This window comes from Rhodococcus sp. OK302, assembly GCF_002245895.1.
Classification (GTDB): Bacteria; Actinomycetota; Actinomycetes; order Mycobacteriales; family Mycobacteriaceae; genus Rhodococcus_F.
Window position 1 is genome coordinate 4,316,004 of the sequence record NZ_NPJZ01000001.1, and the last position, 16,587, is coordinate 4,332,590.

Genomic DNA, 16,587 nt, shown 5'->3' on the forward strand with positions numbered 1-16,587 from the left:
TGTGAAATCGTGTGGGGTGGATCTAGCAGGATGAGGTGGCGGCGACAGCCTCCGCATGCAGGCGGCCGGCGCGGTAAGAGGACCGGACCAGCGGGCCGGACATGACGCCTAAGAATCCGATCTCGCGCGCGATCTGTTCGAGGTGGGTGAACTCCCCGGGCTCAGCCCATCGCTCTACCGGATGGTGCCGGGAAGACGGTCGCAGATACTGGGTGATCGTGATCAGCTGACAACCGGCGCCATGCAAGTCGTGCAAGGCCTGGATCGCCTCATCGGTGTTCTCACCCAACCCGAGGATGAGGTTCGACTTGGTTATCAGGTCCTCCTCGCGAGCCCGAGTGATCACCTCGAGCGACCGTTCGTAGGTGAATGCTGGTCTGACCCGCCGAAATACTCGGGGTACGGTTTCCACGTTATGTGCCAACACTTCTGGCCTCGTGTTGAACACCTCTCGCAGTTGGGCGGGATCCGCATTGAAGTCCGGGATAAGCAGTTCGACACCGGTGTCCGGACACAGTTGGTGGATCTGACGCACAGTTTCGGCATAGAGCCAGGATCCGCCGTCCGGGAGGTCGTCGCGGGCAACGCCAGTCACCGTCGCATATCGAAGGCCCATCGAGCGGACGGATTCGGCGACCCGTCGTGGCTCATCGCGGTCCAGATCGACGGGTTTACCAGTATCGATCTGACAGAAGTCGCAGCGCCGCGTGCACTGGTCCCCACCGATAAGGAAGGTTGCCTCACGGTCCTCCCAGCATTCGAAAATGTTGGGGCAGCCTGCTTCCTGACATACGGTATGCAAGTTCTCTCGTTCGACGAGCGCAGTGAGCGCGCGGTACTCCGGTCCCGTACGCACCTTGACCTTCATCCACGGAGGCTTCCTCTCCACCGGGGTCTGGGCATTGCGAACCTCGAGTCGGAGGAGTTTTCGGCCCCCAGCGGATGCTCCGGGGATGCCAGGCACAGTGGGGGATGCGGGGTCGATGCTCATGTGAAACTCCTTCGTTCGCCGGAACCGGCGAGAGTTCGCCCGAAGACTCCGACTGCTGTGCGATGACGTGACGTCACCGGCGATGTGAGACCCGGACAGTCTTGATCGGGAGCCGCACCCACGGCGACACGTTGCGCCGACCGATGGGATCTGACCTCGATAACCTGTGCACGACTTAATATTTGGGAGACAGCTAGTAGACCGCACATGCTCGGATGGATGCGTTCACAGCTGAGCAAGATCCAAACCCGAGGATGTCAAACGTCTCAGCATTTGGCAAGGGAGTGCGGAGACTCATCAAGAAATGCGCTGATTTCCGAGGACCGCCGCCGACAATGACTACGTTATCTACAACCCTTGAGTCCGATGCACTCGTGCACCCGAATTCGCCGATGAGTCAACTAAACCGGCCACTCGTGCGCCTGCAGGTTGAATAGCCGGCACCAACAGACTCCAACCCTTCATCATGAACCTCACCGACGAACTCCTGCCCGCAGTCCTTGTGGCCGCCAGAGCCTTGACCTGCAGGTACGGTCAGTTGCCTCCCCTCCAACTCACGCTCGCGTAGCCCGACCAGTTACACCCTTTTCCCGGCACTCCCCCGAAAACTGTTCACCCGTCATTGATTTCGAAGAATCTGTCATCTAACTTTCAGCCGTATGGAACAAGGAATCCTTTACGTCACCTCCCGCCCGAGCTCTCGCGAGCGAGAAGCCGAGTACAACGAGTGGTACGGCCTACATCTGCGCGAGGTCTGCGCAATACCGGGATTTACAGGAGCCCGGCGATTCGCTCCGGTGCAGGATGACGGCCCGTACGTTGCGGTGTACGACATTGAGGCCGAAGACATAACCGAAGCGCTGGCTGGTCTTTACGCCGCAACCGCCAAGGAGGGACAGATGCAGCTCTCGGATTCCATGCAAATGGATCCACCTCCCACGATTCGACTTCTCAGACTGTGTGGGACCCACGCGGTGAATCGCTGACTGCCTGGTGCGCGGCGGACTGCAGGGCCAAGAATGCAGTTCGCGGCTACCGGCATTCTCCGGGATCGGAATGAATGACATCGCAAGCTAAGCGTTCTGCGGAGTGGTGCGGCGTCGGTCCGCGTTGCCCAGCAGAGTGATCCGACGCCATCCCATCCTCATGGACAGCAGGCGAGTGTGCGGAAGCAAGAACGGCCGAAAGAATACGACGAAGCGACCTAGTTCACCACTGCGACTAGTCCCAATTAAGAACGACGAGGCTTGAGACGCCAAGCGGCCCTGAAGAACCTGCACGCAGCTCCTCGCGAAACCCTGACTTGCCGCGTTCCCTCATACAACGTCACGATCGACAACCACACAGAATCCGTGATCGATCGAGGACTCTTCCAGGACCCTATCCTCCTGATCGATCCGGGCCGTCGTCCCCCAACACCACTGGCCGTCGAACTCAATCTTCTTCATCGACTCGGCACACCTGGATCAGAGGCCACAGGGGCGGCTCAATCCTCAACGAGGACAGTCCGCTCGGACTTCGACCGTGGCATCGGAGGCCACACGGCAAGGGTCGCGGTTCAGTCCGACGTCAATACACCCTTGAGGACTCGGCGCACTACGGGCTCGAACATGTCGCCCGGCTGGTCGGCGCCTGGATCCGAAATATGGAGCGCCGCCGCAAGATACGGATGATCGCCGACCGCGGCCGTCTTGTGCAAGTACATCACCTGAGAGATTCGACGCTCCCGACTTGCCGTTCCGCCACCGACCTCGGCGCGGGCGAACTGCTGGACAAGCGTGTTCAGAACGGCGATCGCCTGCAGCTTCACCGGCCCCGGCACTTCGACCACCGCCATAGCGCGCAGCGCATACTCGAGAAAGTCGATTCCGCGAGGGCCGACGCGCATCGCCTCGACCGGAATATCAAGCAGCCACGGGTATCTCACGTGGACGCTTCTCGCGCGAGCCGCGAGGGCGGTGAGGTCGTCGATCGCCTCGCCGCGCAGCGCCACATCGAGGTCGATCTCGCCGGCAGCGGCATCCACCATGAGGTCGAACACTTCGTCGTGCCCCGCCACGTAACGGTACAGAGCCGACTGACTCACCCCGAGTTTCTGCGCGATCCGGCGGGTGGAGACTGCGGACAATCCCCCCTCGTTTGCAAGTTCGATCGCCGCGTCGGCGACATCGTTGCGACTATGGGCCGGCGCCGGACCGCGTTTGCCGTACGAGCGGTCCCACACTGTCGTGTGCGGTTGCTCCATTCCGGACTGTGTCACTCGACGCCACTCTCCATTCGTTGCTGTCTGTCGTGACCTATACTAAAACTGCGTTCAGTGAACACAGTAAAGGGAGGTTCAAAATGGCACTCGACAACGCATGGGGACCGCGGCGATGGGCACAGAACGAATCGGTACGTCTCGCGTTCGATCAATTCCGGCCGGAACTCAGCGGAGAACCGTTACTGATCGCCACCGGACTGGGCGTCAATCGCCACGCAGTTCCCGACGGGTTCTGTGAGCAACTGGCCGAACACGGTTTCGCTGTCGTGCGGTACGACCAGCGTGACGGCGGAGAGTCGACTCACCTGCCGCCGACGGCCGTACGAAACCCGATCGCCGCGCTGCTGGCCAAACGCGGTGAGGCATACACCGCCGAAGACATGGCGGACGATGCAATTGCGGTGATCGACGAACTCGGCTGGAGCTCGGCGCACGTGCTCGGAGTCTCGCTCGGTGGCGCCCTCGCGCAACGCGTCGCCCTTCGGCATCCCGACCGAGTGCGTTCTCTCACGTCGGTCGCGGCCGTCCCGGGCGACGTCACCGGGTTGCGCACATTCCGCTACATCCGTTTGCGTACTCTCTCGAAGTTTGCGCGCCTCAAGTTTCCTGATACCAGAGAGGGCGCGATCGAGGCCGGCCTCGCGGTCGCACGGTTGCTGGCGTCTCCGCGCCGCGAGTTCGACGAGGCCGCAATGCGAGCACGATTGGAAAGCAGTCCCGACCCTGGGGTTCACGACCAGGAGGCACAGAGCCGACAGATCGGCGCTCAGTGGAGCGGACCACCGATCACCGCAATCACACAGCCCACCCTGGTGGTGCACGGTGAGGACGATCCTCTGATCAAACCCAAAGCCGCGCATGCCATCACGGCCAGGATTCCCGGGTCACACATGCTCATCCTCCCCGAAGTCGGGCACGACCTGCCTGAGCACTCATGGAAACCACTCGCTGCTGCAATCCGCGAACATGTAGGCGGCCTGACGGTGCTGGGCGCGTGATCCACCACATCGATCACGCGCCCATCAGTTTTCAATTCACCTCACACGACCCCGACGGCACCTCAGACGAGTCCGACGAGAAGCTTCAGCTTCAGGTTCGCGATCGTTGCCATGTCAAGCCCGAGCCCGTCAACAAGATAGCGGTCGAATGAACCGTAGGTGCTGTCCAATTCGTCGAACGCTGCCTGCAGATAGCTGGAGTCGACGCCGAGAAGCTGACGGTAGACCTCCGCGTACTCCGGTCCTTTCGCTGCGGCGATCCGAGCTAACTTTGCCTCGATGGCTGCCGCAGAGTACTCATTCGTGAGCAGATAGTCCGCCATGATGGTCTCTCGCGGGACACCGGCGATGCTCAGCAGCAGTGCCGATCCCCATCCGGTGCGGTCTTTGCCGGCGGTGCAGTGAAATACCTGCGGACCCGGGGTGTCGGCGAGTTCGGTCAACAGCTGACCAAATCCGGCGCGGGAGACGGGATCGCTGACGGTGGACCGGTATCCCGACTGGACATACTCGAGGGCTTGCTGCTTCGTGGTGATGGAGGCGACGTCACCGCTCGGATCAGCGGCGAGGACCTGAATCTTCTCGTAGCGAACGCCGTCGGGCAGGGTGTTCGGGTTCGCGGCAATCTCGCCCTCGGTGCGCAGGTCGTATACCGCCGTCAGATGCAGCGTTTCGAGGGTCGCCAGGTCTTCGGCGTTTGGGGTGATCGCGTTTGCGCGGTAGAACACGCCCTGGCGTACATGCAGGCCGCCGGTGCCGACGTAGCCGGATCCTGTGCCTGCGACATCGCGGAAATTGTCTATCGATGCAAGTCGTGGTGCCACAACGGCGGACGGTGCACTCGAGCCGAAGTCCGACGACCCGAATGACGGGAGGGTGCTCGGCTCGGCGGTAGCAACAGTGGTGCCGGCGAGCAGGAATGAACCTGCCGCAGCGAGTGCGACGCACGTCCGGGCTTGTTGACGCAAGGCGAATGGTCGGTGTGGCATCGAGTGAAGCCTTTCCAGTAGCGTAGATAGATTCCGTAGCAAGCCGTGTTTTCTAGACCTCAAGATGTTTCGCGCCCAGTGGATTGCACTCAATCGCACCAGCCTCGGCGGGTTGGATTCGTGCGCACCTAATGGCACCTCCGGTCCTACGCAATAGTGCAGGAAACTCAGTGACCGAAAAGGGCGTTGCCCGTTCACCGAGACGTAGAAAGTCGAATATTCGTCGGATAGAGATCATTGATTCCGACCTCATCCCGATCTCCCACACCACCGCGCCGTCACGTGCCTGCTGTGAACCCAGAACAACCGTGACCCATCGCTGTGACCGAGTCCAGAAGAAACAAGAAAAGTCCCCCGAGCATCGCAGAAATCGGTGAGGTCTGCCGCAGCGGCAGCAATCAAAGGCTACCTGCTACTCTGCGGAGCGCACGTCGAATTCGCTTACATACGTGCATGTTCCATCCCAAGCTCGGCCGACACACCTGATTGCCTTACCACGCCAAGGAGATCCGATGACCGAAATTGCCGCGCTAGTCAACTCACTGCTCGAGCGAGTGCAAATACTCGAAGATGAGATTGCGATCCAGAAGCTCATCACCGCGTACGGTCCCGCCGTCGACGCCGGAGAGGCAGACAAGGTCGGCGCCATGTGGACCGAGGATGCCGTGTACGACATCGATATTCGTAACCTGAACGGCCGCGCCGAGATCATCGAGATGGTCCGCACTAAACCCCACCAGGACTACATCAACACCGGTTGCGGTCATCTCCTGGCCCCGCTCAACATCGTCGTCGACGGAGACAAGGCTACTGCGACAGGCCATTCTCAGTTGCTACGACGAAACGAAGGCGACGATTCGTTCCGCGTCTGGCGTGTCGCAGCGAACCGATTCGATCTTGTGAAGGTCCTGGGCGAGTGGAAAATCAAGCAACGCACCACCCGACTACTCGACGGAAGCTCTCCCGCTCGTGATTTGCTTGCCCGGGCCGACAACTGATCAGGATCTCTGGGCTGTAGCTACGCTCAGTCGGCAAGGATAATGATTTGTGTTGGATCGTCCGAACTTCCCGACCACGTCTCTCCCCAGTTTTGCCGCGATTCACCCAACGCGGGCGATTTACACCCGCGACATTGGATACGGTCGGACAAAGACGGCGTCACCGCGAATATTGACATCGGCACCGCCATCGAAATATCGTCCATCCGGTGACGTCCGAGTTCTCTTCACCACACGGATACCCACTATCTGAGTGCACTGCTCCCCTGCCGTTGGACTGAGAAATCCAGTTCCGAGGGGCTGTTTATAGCTCCTCTAATGAGAGCTATCGGACTCCGTATGAGGCACGGTGGGGTCGGTGGTCGCCGATCCAAGTACCGGGCCGGGAATTCCATCCCCCGACCCAAGGCGGGAGCAGGCTATGAAACGCTTCACATCGGTCGCACACGCGCAACGTTCCCGTCCGCGTACAGCTCGATCTCACCGCATTTCCGGCCCTGCCAGCATCGACTGACCGCGCCCGAGATGGCCAACCGATTCGCGGTCTGGCCGGAAGTCACCGCGAGCGGTGTTGCCTCCTGAAACGTGAACAACCCCAACGGGATTACATCGCCGCTCACTCCAAACGACGACGCCGCCAGTTCTTTCAATCAACGTGACAGTGCTCGCAAGAGGTGCGCCGCCGCGCGCGGCGAAGTATATGAGCGTTCAAGGGTCGAGACTGCTCTGGGCGAGTGCCGCATGTGACTCGAAGGCTTCGTCGAGGATGGTGACCCAGTCGAGAGCCCCCTCGTGCGCGCACCACTCATCGTCGGCGAAGCTGACAATAGCCAACGCGATAGCGGCGGTGAGTCGGACATTACGGTCGCCGGGGGACGCGACCTGCCGTTGAGACAGGCCTGCGGCGACCTCGTGCTGCCATCGTGCGGAGACCTCGTGATACCGACCACGCAACACCGGAGTCGCGGCCACAACACGATGCTGGCGAAGTCGGCGTTGTGGATCGTCGTGGGGATCTTCGCGCACATGGAAAGTGCGCATCACCTGGCGGATCGCCTCGAGATCCGGCTCATCTGCCGGCCGAGCCGTGAGCGCAGCGCAAAAGTCCGGGGTCGCGCTGTCTGCGTCGATGAAGAGGATCTCGTCCTTAGACCGGAAGTATCGGAAGAAGGTCGTCACCGACACCTGGGCGTCGGCAGCGATTTCCTCGACTGTGGTTGCGTCGTAGCCGTTTTCGGCGAATCGGCGTAGCGCGGCATCGACGAGGCGATTGCGCGTTGCAAGCTTCTTACGTTCTCGTAGGCCCATAGTGGCTCCAGACTACGGCTGACCGAGGGGCACCTCGGCGTGAGCCGACGCGGAGCTGACGGCGGCGTCCTCGGCGCACCCGCCACAAAACTGGTAGTTGACTAACATATGTGAGTCAGCTTACTCTTTGGCGGCGGCCCGAAGACCCAGCACCGGAGATGACAGCGCTGGGGCCAACCCGAGGCGTGGTGCTCCATATCGGACGGCTGACCGGCAGGGCAGGACTCGCCCGGCGCCAACCACTGATGGCGAGAAGGCGCCGAGCCCTCGCTAGGGGCGCGCTTGTAGGTGCCACTGGACGTGGATACCGGAGCTCGCTATTGAAGTGATCAATTTCCAAGAAGGAGATAACAATGAATTCGTCTCAACTGGCCAGTGATCCGCAGGTCCTCGATCCTCATCAAGGCAGAAATCTGCGCGTGACGCCGTTGAACGCCAACATTGGGGCGATTATCGAAGGGGTGAGTCTCAGCGACCTGAGCGATGATGAGTTTGCCGATCTTCATCAGGCCTTGCTCAAACACCATGTGGTCTTTCTCCGCAATCAGCACCTCTCCGAGGATGACCACGTCGCCTTGGCGAAACGGTGGGGCACTCCCATGGCAAACCCGGTGGCGCAGCTCATGGGCGACGATACGGTGCTGCATTCTGTCGAGAACACCGCGACGAAGCGGCCAGCCGCAGATGGATTCCACACGGACCTAACCTACTGGCCGGAGCCGCCCAACCTGGCGATCCTCTGTGGCCTGGACATCCCGCCCGTCGGCGGTGACACCCTCTGGGCCAGCCTGTACGCCGTCTACGACAACCTCTCTGACGAGATGAAGCGGATCTGCCAGAGCCTGCGCGCTCTGCATAAGCCCTCCGAGCACTTCATTGAGGCGAGCGTGGAGGTGTACGGCCGGGAAGCAGAGCAGATTATCCGGGAGAAACTCAAGGGCTCCGTAATGCCGTTGGTCCGCACCCATGAGGAGACTGGGGGTCAGGCGCTGTTCCTGAGCTCTTTCATTGATCAGATCGTCGGCATGCGCAAGCCTGAGAGCGACGTGCTGCTCGGATATCTGAGCAATCTCGTGGAAAACCCCAACTACCAAGTCCGCTGGCGTTGGCAAGCCGGTGACGTCGCGATTTGGGATGAGCGCTGCACAAATCATCGTGCACTGTCGGATCACTACCCGCAGTATCGGCTGATGCGCCGTTGCACGGTCGAGGGCGGGCGTCCCTCCTACCGTCCGGACGGAGCGTCGGAGCCCTTGTTTGAAGGAACCTTCGCCTGACAACGGTTCACTCTTTAGGCGAACTGCGCACAATTTCTCAATTGCTGGTGCGAGGTCGGGTCGTGCCGATACGCACGGCCCGACCTCGCACCAAAGAAATCGTCCGAACTTGTAAACCACAGGTCACAGGCAGGCCCGAAAAGCTCGACGTAACACTGTTGATTGAAGGTTGTGAAGCAAACCGCCCAAGGTCACATGCGCCTACGTGCTGGCCTCGCTCGGAAAACTCTCATCCTGGCTAGCTGTCGATCCGCCGCGAATGAATCGAAACCTGACAGTGACTGCGCTGCAACAGATTTAAGTCAGGAATGACATTGGCGACAAAGTCTTTACCGTCTGTGTTGCCAGACACCAGCCGGAAAGAATGGAATTCCAGATGAAACGAATGGAAACATCGATTGACGTCGATTATGTGGGCGCCCTCGCTACCCCAGTTCAACGCGAAGGTGAAGAACTGACCCGAAGGATTCTGGAGACAGACGCCTACCGCAACGCAATTCGACATGTCGAGATGCTCTACGCGGCGGACCCGCAGGGCTCGACACCGGCCGGAAAAGCGACGATCAGCAGGGCTGCCCATTCCCTCGCTACCGCAGTGACCCAATACGCTATTTGCGCAGACCCCGGTGATCCGAGGCTCATGTGGGGCGTAACCGCTCCACACGAGTTTCAAGGACTGAGTTCCCCGAGGTCCGGTTTCGGAATCGAGAACCCAGACAATGTTTACCGGCACGCAGCCATATCGGGCGCCTCGACCTACGAGATTCGCGGGAAGGTCAACTATCCGGGACCGACAGAGCAGCACTTCGAGATGCGCGACGCTGTCCCCGGGACCACCGCCCTCACCACCGAAGGCGGCACACAGCTCGCAGGCCTGCACAGCGATGACATCGTGGCCACGGCAGACGGCTCCTTTGTCATCACACTGGACGCCCAGCCTGCCAACGGGCGGAGTAACCACATCCAGATCCCCGCAGAGCAGGATTCGTTCTTGATCGTCCGGGATCTCTTCAACGACTGGTCAACCGAGAATGTTGTCCGACTCGATCTGGTCAGGACTGCAGGTCCTGCGGCTCGCGAGCCGCAAAGCTTGGAACAGCTCACTACACGTTCGGTGGAGTTGCTGACGCAATTAGCGCCGTTCTGGCTCGACTACTTCAACCAGTACTTCTATACCGAGGCAGCGAACCATGTTCGGTCAGCCCGCCGCCGTCCCGCAGGTCGCGGACTGTCAACGGGGGGATGGTTTGACGTGAACGATGGAGAAGCGTTGGTTGTCACCGTCGATCCTCTGGGTGCTAAGTCCCTCGGTATTCAAATCTCTGACCCGTGGGGCGTAGCGTACGAGTACATCCACCGAACGAGTAGCCTGAATACTGTTCAAGCAGAAGCCAATTCGGATGGAACGTACTCGTTCGTCATCTGCCGTGAGGATCCGGGCGCCTACAATTGGCTCGACCCCGAAGGTCATAATTCGGGGATGGTTGCAGTCCGTTGGCAGTCCCTGCCAGCGGAGGCTGCCATCAACTTGGCCGTCCGCAGCGTCGAGATTGTAAAACTTGAACAGCTTGTCAAGCGAATGCCTGCAGGTACTTCCTTCCTCACAATGCAGCAACGTGAACAACAGCAGTCTTCGAGAGCCAACGACTACGTACGTCGGTACACCGGATAGCGCAACTATCGGTTCCGGATCGAGCCGATTGGGTCGCACGTTGTGATCGACTTGTCGGATCGACCTTGCGGGCAAGACCCACCGCGGGACTCGATTCGTCTCTTCATAATCGAGCGCTGCCAATCTCAAAAGTAGTTCATACCAAAAGCACTTCGATCACCGCGGTACCGGCCGGGATGAATCGCCGCGACCAGTTGTCGTTCGATTCACACGCTGCACACAATCACGAATCACTCTCTCCGCCAATTTGTTCGGTCAGTCTCCCTGCGGGCATCAAGTCAGATGACTGCAGCAGGAACTTGGAACAGTCCCACGGATGATTGTGAGTTCTAACGCGGATGCTGTCCTCAATCGGGTCCGATGTCCGCCACATTCCGATGAGCGAGACAACACGACATTCATCATGATCCACATCACACAATGGGGAATCTTCGCGGAAGATTTCACCGATTATCCTATCTGGAGGCGTCACATGACTCGTAGATCCCCTCGCCGCCGATTGACCGCGGTCACCCTGGCGGTCACCGCAAGCATGTTCCTGGCGTCGTGCGCCGACAACGGGTCGAGCGGCGGCGGTGAAACCGTCGAGTCGGGTTCCGCGCTCGAGATCGGTTTGGTCAACGAGCAGGCTGACCCTGGCACCCCCACCAAGGGTGGCACGTTGACGTTCAGTGGCTTCTCTTCGGTGACGACGCTCGACCCCGCCAAGAGCCAGGTCGCGGGAGCTGCCGGTGGCAGCGAACTCGGCGCGATCTACGACTCGCTGGTGCGCTACGACCCCATCGAGAAGACATTCGCGCCGCAGTTGGCGAAGTCGCTCGAGCCGAGCGTCGACAGCAAGACCTGGACATTGAAGCTTCGTGACGGCGTCAAGTTCAGCGACGGAACACCTTTCGACTCGAAAGCCGTCTCCGACAGCATCACTCGTTACGTCACCAACAAGGGACCGCAGTCCAGCCTCTGGGCTGCCAAGGTCGCCTCGATCGACACCCCGGACGCGACGACGGTTGTCTTCAACCTCGTTGATCCGTGGACCGGCATTCGGTCGATGCTCGCTACCGGACCGGGCATGATCGTCGCCCCCACCGCACAGAAGGGTGACCAGTTCACCCCGATCGGCGCCGGCGCCTTCACCCTCGAGAAGTTCGCCCCCAACGAGGAACTCGTCCTGGCAGCTCGCCCCGACTACTACGGCGGCGCACCGAACGTCGACAAGCTCAAGCTGATCAGCATCGTGGGAGCTCAGCCCACCGCTGAAGCTCTCAAGTCGGGCGGCATCGACGCTGCGTACATGCGTACGCTCGCCCCGATCCTGGATCTGATCGAGAACGGTAACCCGGGCTTCATCGACATCCCGTCGCTCGGTTACATTGCGAACCTGAACATGGCTCCGGGTCGCCCCGGCGCGGATCTGCGCGTTCGGCAGGCGATGGCGCTGGCCATCGACCCGGAGACGCTGAACACCCGCGTCAACAACGGCAAAGGCCTTCCCGGACAGGTCATCTTCCAGGACACCTCGCGCTGGCACAACGACGTCGCACCGATCGGTGTCGACACGGCCAAGGCGAAGGAACTGCTCAATCAGGCCAAGGCTGACGGCTTCGACGGCAAGGTCACGTTCCTCTCCATCCAGGAACCGTCCTCACAGGCAACAGCTCTCGCTGTACAAGCCATGCTCAACGCAATCGGATTCGACGTACAGATCGAATACGTCACCGGAGCAAGCGACGTCACCAAACGCGTGTTGGTCGATCATGACTACGACATGGCTACCGGCGCGCTCAGCCTCTCCGAAGCCGACCCGTTCGAACGGCTGTACGCGAGCCTCAAGACTGGTGGCCGCAACAACGCCACCGGCTACTCGGATGCCCAGATGGACGTTCTGCTCGATCAGCTCGGTGTCGCCACCACCGACGAGGACAAAACGGCCGTCCTCGCCAAGATCCAGCAACGTGCCACCGAGACCGTGCCGTGGCAGATTTGGGGCAACGTTCCGACCTTCGACGTGTGGAACCAGAACGTTCACGGCCTCATGCAGAGCATCGACGGCATCATGCTCTTCGACGAAGCATGGAAGAGCTGAACCTCCTGCCTCACGGACTCCGCGAAGCCAACGGGCATTCCGATGTCGTGGCTGTGAATCGATGCCCGGAAAGTAGGGACACTCCCACCAGTTCAGAATATTCACCTGGCCCGTTGCACCCATTTCGACAGTATTGAGATTTCGACGAAGACGGACACAGAAAAGGGACACACGACCTTGAGACGACTACCCGCAAGCACAACCCGGTCTGTCACCGTCCTTGCCGTTCGAGTGCTCGGCAGTTGCGCCTCGCCGGAGATTCCCTCATGATTTCGCCGGAGCGCGTTCACCTGCCGGTCGAGGCATTCACCTTTCTTGCCGACACGATCAGGGATTTCCCCGAGAAATTCGCGCAACTGCCGATGCCGGAGCATGCCATCGATGCCGCCGAAGGAAGTCGACTGTTCCTACGATACCTATCGATCGGGATCGATCAATTTATCGAGTATGCCGACCCCGCCTACCCCGACTTCTATCAGAAGACGCGTGCAGGTGTGCGAAAGTTTGCGGGCGACAGCCCTGCACAGTTATACGACGCGTGCCCCGTGTCGTCGGAGTACCAGTACATCGTCACCGGAAACATGCTCGAGACGAAGCTCATCGAGTTCACCGTCTACTCCGGCGATTTGAGCGGCGCGAACAAAACACCCCGCCGTCTCATCGATGCGATCACAGAAGAAGACATCGATACCGGACCGGACGGCAACTTCACCCTCACAATTGCCGCCGGACATGTCGGAGGCAACGGGCTGAGGCTCGACGACGATGCCAGCTCCCTTTCCGTTAGGCGCTATCTCCGTGATCCACGCCTCGACAAGCCGCGGCCGTTGTCGATTCGCAGAGTCGGTGGTCCGGTGAACCCGCCGCCTGTCACCGCCGATACCCTGGCAGTAGGTCTCGAGCGCGCCGCACAGTTCGCCTGGTTCAACACTCGGATCTGGGCGGAGTGGGTTAGCAAAGACAAAGCAGAGAAGCTGAATCAGCTCACTCTCATGCACGACTCGGGCGACATCTTCACCCCAGCCGGTCACAAGTACCTGAACGGCTATTGGTCGATTCCGGAGGGACACGCGCTACGCATCTCGTTCACGCCACCAGGTGGCGCGTACTGGAGCTTCGTCCCGATGAACTACTGGATGGAGTCCCTCGAGTGGCGCTTCGGAAACCGCGTATACGCGACCAGCTTCGACACCAAAGCGGACAAAACCGGACGCATCGAATTGGTTCTGGCGCACAGGGACCCGAAGATTCCGGGCGCAACCTGGTTGGAGACGTTGGGACACAGCGAGGGAGCAATGGCGTTCCGATTCGCGCGCTGCGACAACGAGTTACCGGACACGACGGTGGAACTCTTTCGCCTCGAAACAGATTCAGGAAAGGGGCGTAATCGCTGAAGTTGGGGCGATACCGACGAATCAGCGTGGTCGGCTCGCTGGGCGGACCGTAGTTAACACGGGTACCCGGCGGCAGTCCCGGTTCAGCTCGGGAACTGATGTCGATGGAAAGTCTTGCGCCAACACGACTTTCCATCAGCACGGCAAACTCCTCGATGTGACGACACAGTAATCGAGGAGTTGTCATGACTCGGGCGTAGAAGTGGTGGAGTTCTGCATCCCACCGTGGCCGGCGCGACGGCCCCTGAATGGTCCGACAAAGTCACCGGCCCGGCCACGGAACAATCACCTTCGGTCAGCCCGAGTACCCCGGTCATCGCGCCCGATACTGTGGACTCCCCGCACCGATGGCCGAATCGATGAAAGCCGTTGCTACAAACCATACATACTCAAAGTGTCCGGCAAACCCCCTGTCGATCACGCCGGGATACCCGGCAGTCGCCTGTATCCGAAAGCTATCGTCGGTAGCGGGAATGCGCCGGGCCGGCTCATAGCCTCCGGCGAACATCCCACCGCCATGGATCGTGCGGCAGATGCAAATCGTGGAATCGGCCCAGCGCCGATAGACAACACACCCAATGTCTGCAGAGACAGCGTGCCGAATCCTCTTTCAATGAGGACTGTCAGAACTCCCCCACGACCGTGACTACCTGCTCCACCGCTACACCATCGGAGTGGACGCAGATCTCCTCAATCTTCATTAGCTTCAACAGCATTGACCGAAGCAGAACCTCCTTGAAACCCGCGTGTATCAATCACAGGTAATAATTCCAGTAGTGTCAGCTCCGACGAAGCAGGTAACGGGTGGTGACAGGCGACCTCATGATCTGCCGACACGTCTTCCAAAACCGGCTCCCTCTCCGTACACAGTGCATCCACGCGAGGGCAGCGGGTGTTGAACCGACAACCGCTGGGTGGATTGATCGGCGAGGGAAGTTCTCCCTTCAACCGGACGGTTGCCAGTGATGCACCTGGGTCTGAATGAGGAACGGAGTCCATGAGCGCTTTGGTGTACGGGTGCCGCGGATTGAGGGCGACCAAAAATGGTTGCCCCACAAGTATTTGCGAATATGTTCCGGAAACTCTTGCCGTAGGTATCGGGCAGAGACGCCTTTGAGACTGTTGACCAACGTGGAGAGCTGAACGGTCGGCGGATAGTGAATCAGAAGGTGCACGTGATCGGATTCGCCGTCAAATTCGGTGAGCGTAGCGCCGAACTTGTCGCACACCTCTGCCATGATCGATTCGCACCGTGTCAGCATCGGGTCAGTGAAAGCTCCCCGACGATATTTGGTGACTAGACCACATGGGCGTGAGTGGTGGAGAGGGGGTGGGTGCGAGGTGAAACGGATTGTCGTGGTCAAGCTCGTACCCACGCCCGAGCAGTTCGCTGCACTGGAATCGACGCTGGTGTTGTGCAACGACGTTGCCAACGAGGTAGCAGGGTTGGCGCAGTCGATGAAGCTGCGGTCACGTCGGGCTTTGCAGGTTGCGATGTACCCGATGGTGAAGGCGCGGGGATTGTCGGCGCAGCCGTCGTTGCATGTTCTGCGGAAAGTTGCCGACGCGTACGTCGCCCGAGCTGCGAACCTGACCAACGGGAACTACGGGCGTCCGGGGTCGAAACGGTATGTGTCAGTGGCTGATACTGCGATCGGATTCCGGTCGAATGCTGCGCAGCCGTTCGACGACTGGTGCCTGTCCTGGAAGATCGATTCCTCGACCGTCTCCATCTGGACGAGCTCGGGCCGGATGCAGGGTGTGCGGTTCGTGTGCGCGCTGTGGCAACACAAACTCCTCGCAGACCGCCAGGGTGAGTCCGATCTGGTGTACCGCGACGGCGCGTTCTACATGTATGCCACCGTCGATCAACCGGCGCCGACACCGGGTGTGCCGGTGAAAGATCCGATAGATGGTTGGTTGGGAGTGGATCTGGGGATCGTGAACCTGGCGGTCACCACCGACGACGATCCGAAGGCTCTCGATGTCCGGTGGTCCGGCGGTGCCGTCACCGCCCGCCGGAAAAAGAACCAGGTCATGCGGACAGCCTTACAGAAGGTGGGTACCAAGTCCGCGAAACGGAAGTTGAAGACACGGCGACGGAAGGAACAACGGTTCGCCACCGACATCAACCACCAACTGTCGAAAACAATTGTCGCTGCGGCACAACGCACCGACCGGGGTATCGCGATAGAAGATCTATCGGGGATCCGCGATCGGGTACGGCTGGCCAAGAAACAACGAGCACAGGTGCATTCGTGGGCCTACGCCCAGTTGCGGGACTTCGTCACCTACAAGGCGGAGATGACGGGAGTCCCAGTGCAGGTAATCAACCCGCGCAACACCTCCCGCACCTGCTCTCAGTGTGGGTTCTGCGATGAGAAAAACCGCCGCAGTCAAGCTAGGTTCGAGTGCCGAGAATGTGGGTGGACCGCACATGCGGATCACAATGCTGCCCGCAATATTGCCGCGCTCGGGCATGAAAAGCATTGGGCCGCTCAATCAACCGTGCCTATAGCAGCCACCGCTCTAGCATCCAGCTAGGTTGGTGAGCAGCAAACCCGGCCCTTTAGGGCCAGGTAGTTGATTAACATGACAAAGCCACACTGCCCGG

14 protein-coding genes and 2 pseudogenes are annotated in these 16,587 nt (G+C 60.1%); 9 read left to right on the forward strand and 7 right to left on the reverse strand.

The genetic code is table 11. The features are described 5' to 3' along the window. Positions 1-22: 22 nt before the first annotated feature. Positions 23-991: a lipoyl synthase gene (lipA, locus tag BDB13_RS19810; RefSeq protein ID WP_094273250.1), complete on the reverse strand. Its 969-nt coding sequence runs from the start codon at positions 989-991 to the stop codon at positions 23-25. A gap of 659 nt (positions 992-1,650) precedes the next feature. On the opposite strand from lipA, the gene BDB13_RS19815 reads away from it, so the two are divergent. Then, entirely contained in the window at positions 1,651-1,977 is a 327-nt protein-coding gene (locus BDB13_RS19815) for a hypothetical protein (RefSeq protein WP_094273252.1), read from the forward strand. A 330-nt stretch (positions 1,978-2,307) separates the two neighbouring features. Here the strand turns inward: BDB13_RS19815 and BDB13_RS33055 are convergent, their stop codons facing one another. Together BDB13_RS33055 and BDB13_RS19820 are read right to left on the reverse strand one after the other, a co-directional pair. Continuing rightward, positions 2,308-2,439: a hypothetical protein gene (locus BDB13_RS33055; protein WP_254922889.1), complete on the reverse strand. Its 132-nt coding sequence runs from the start codon at positions 2,437-2,439 to the stop codon at positions 2,308-2,310. A gap of 110 nt (positions 2,440-2,549) precedes the next feature. After that, on the reverse strand, positions 2,550-3,251 hold the full coding sequence (locus BDB13_RS19820; protein WP_217902139.1) for a TetR/AcrR family transcriptional regulator: 702 nt from the start codon (positions 3,249-3,251) through the stop codon (positions 2,550-2,552). An 83-nt stretch (positions 3,252-3,334) separates the two neighbouring features. Here BDB13_RS19820 and BDB13_RS19825 point away from each other — a divergent pair, with 83 nt between their 5' ends. Further along, positions 3,335-4,252, forward strand: coding sequence for an alpha/beta fold hydrolase (locus BDB13_RS19825; RefSeq protein ID WP_094273255.1), 918 nt, complete (start codon positions 3,335-3,337; stop codon positions 4,250-4,252). Positions 4,253-4,314: 62 nt separating this feature from the next. Here BDB13_RS19825 and BDB13_RS19830 read toward each other — a convergent pair whose 3' ends face one another. Next, positions 4,315-5,241: a tyrosine-protein phosphatase gene (locus BDB13_RS19830; protein WP_094273257.1), complete on the reverse strand. Its 927-nt coding sequence runs from the start codon at positions 5,239-5,241 to the stop codon at positions 4,315-4,317. Between the two features lie 512 nt (positions 5,242-5,753). Between BDB13_RS19830 and BDB13_RS19835 the strand changes: the two genes are divergently transcribed. Then, the gene (locus tag BDB13_RS19835; RefSeq protein ID WP_094273258.1) at positions 5,754-6,239 is read left to right on the forward strand and encodes a nuclear transport factor 2 family protein; all 486 of its coding nucleotides are present in this window, start codon (positions 5,754-5,756) and stop codon (positions 6,237-6,239) included. 363 nt (positions 6,240-6,602) lie between these two features. After that, positions 6,603-6,821: pseudogene (locus BDB13_RS33835) on the forward strand (IS6 family transposase); the annotation flags it as partial. 126 nt (positions 6,822-6,947) lie between these two features. Here BDB13_RS33835 and BDB13_RS19845 read toward each other — a convergent pair. Further along, a complete protein-coding gene (locus BDB13_RS19845) occupies positions 6,948-7,547 on the reverse strand; it encodes a TetR family transcriptional regulator (RefSeq protein WP_094273262.1) in 600 nt (199 codons plus the stop codon). A gap of 353 nt (positions 7,548-7,900) precedes the next feature. Here BDB13_RS19845 and BDB13_RS19850 point away from each other — a divergent pair, with 353 nt between their 5' ends. From BDB13_RS19850 to BDB13_RS19865, 4 genes are all read left to right on the forward strand, one after another. Continuing rightward, positions 7,901-8,824, forward strand: coding sequence for a TauD/TfdA dioxygenase family protein (locus BDB13_RS19850; protein WP_094273264.1), 924 nt, complete (start codon positions 7,901-7,903; stop codon positions 8,822-8,824). Between the two features lie 376 nt (positions 8,825-9,200). Continuing rightward, positions 9,201-10,496, forward strand: coding sequence for a DUF1214 domain-containing protein (locus BDB13_RS19855; RefSeq protein WP_176459633.1), 1,296 nt, complete (start codon positions 9,201-9,203; stop codon positions 10,494-10,496). Positions 10,497-10,968: 472 nt separating this feature from the next. Beyond that, positions 10,969-12,579, forward strand: coding sequence for an ABC transporter substrate-binding protein (locus BDB13_RS19860; protein ID WP_094275047.1), 1,611 nt, complete (start codon positions 10,969-10,971; stop codon positions 12,577-12,579). Between the two features lie 266 nt (positions 12,580-12,845). After that, positions 12,846-13,973: a hypothetical protein gene (locus tag BDB13_RS19865; protein ID WP_094273268.1), complete on the forward strand. Its 1,128-nt coding sequence runs from the start codon at positions 12,846-12,848 to the stop codon at positions 13,971-13,973. Between the two features lie 690 nt (positions 13,974-14,663). Here the strand turns inward: BDB13_RS19865 and BDB13_RS19875 are convergent. Both BDB13_RS19875 and tnpA read right to left on the reverse strand, forming a co-directional pair. Then, a complete protein-coding gene (locus tag BDB13_RS19875) occupies positions 14,664-14,972 on the reverse strand; it encodes an oligopeptide/dipeptide ABC transporter ATP-binding protein (protein ID WP_094273271.1) in 309 nt (102 codons plus the stop codon). A gap of 29 nt (positions 14,973-15,001) precedes the next feature. After that, positions 15,002-15,279: pseudogene (tnpA, locus tag BDB13_RS32590) on the reverse strand (IS200/IS605 family transposase); the annotation flags it as partial. 50 nt (positions 15,280-15,329) lie between these two features. Between tnpA and BDB13_RS19885 the strand changes: the two are divergent. After that, complete coding sequence (locus tag BDB13_RS19885) at positions 15,330-16,517, forward strand: RNA-guided endonuclease InsQ/TnpB family protein (RefSeq protein ID WP_441347203.1); 1,188 nt, start codon at positions 15,330-15,332, stop codon at positions 16,515-16,517. Positions 16,518-16,587: the final 70 nt, after the last annotated feature.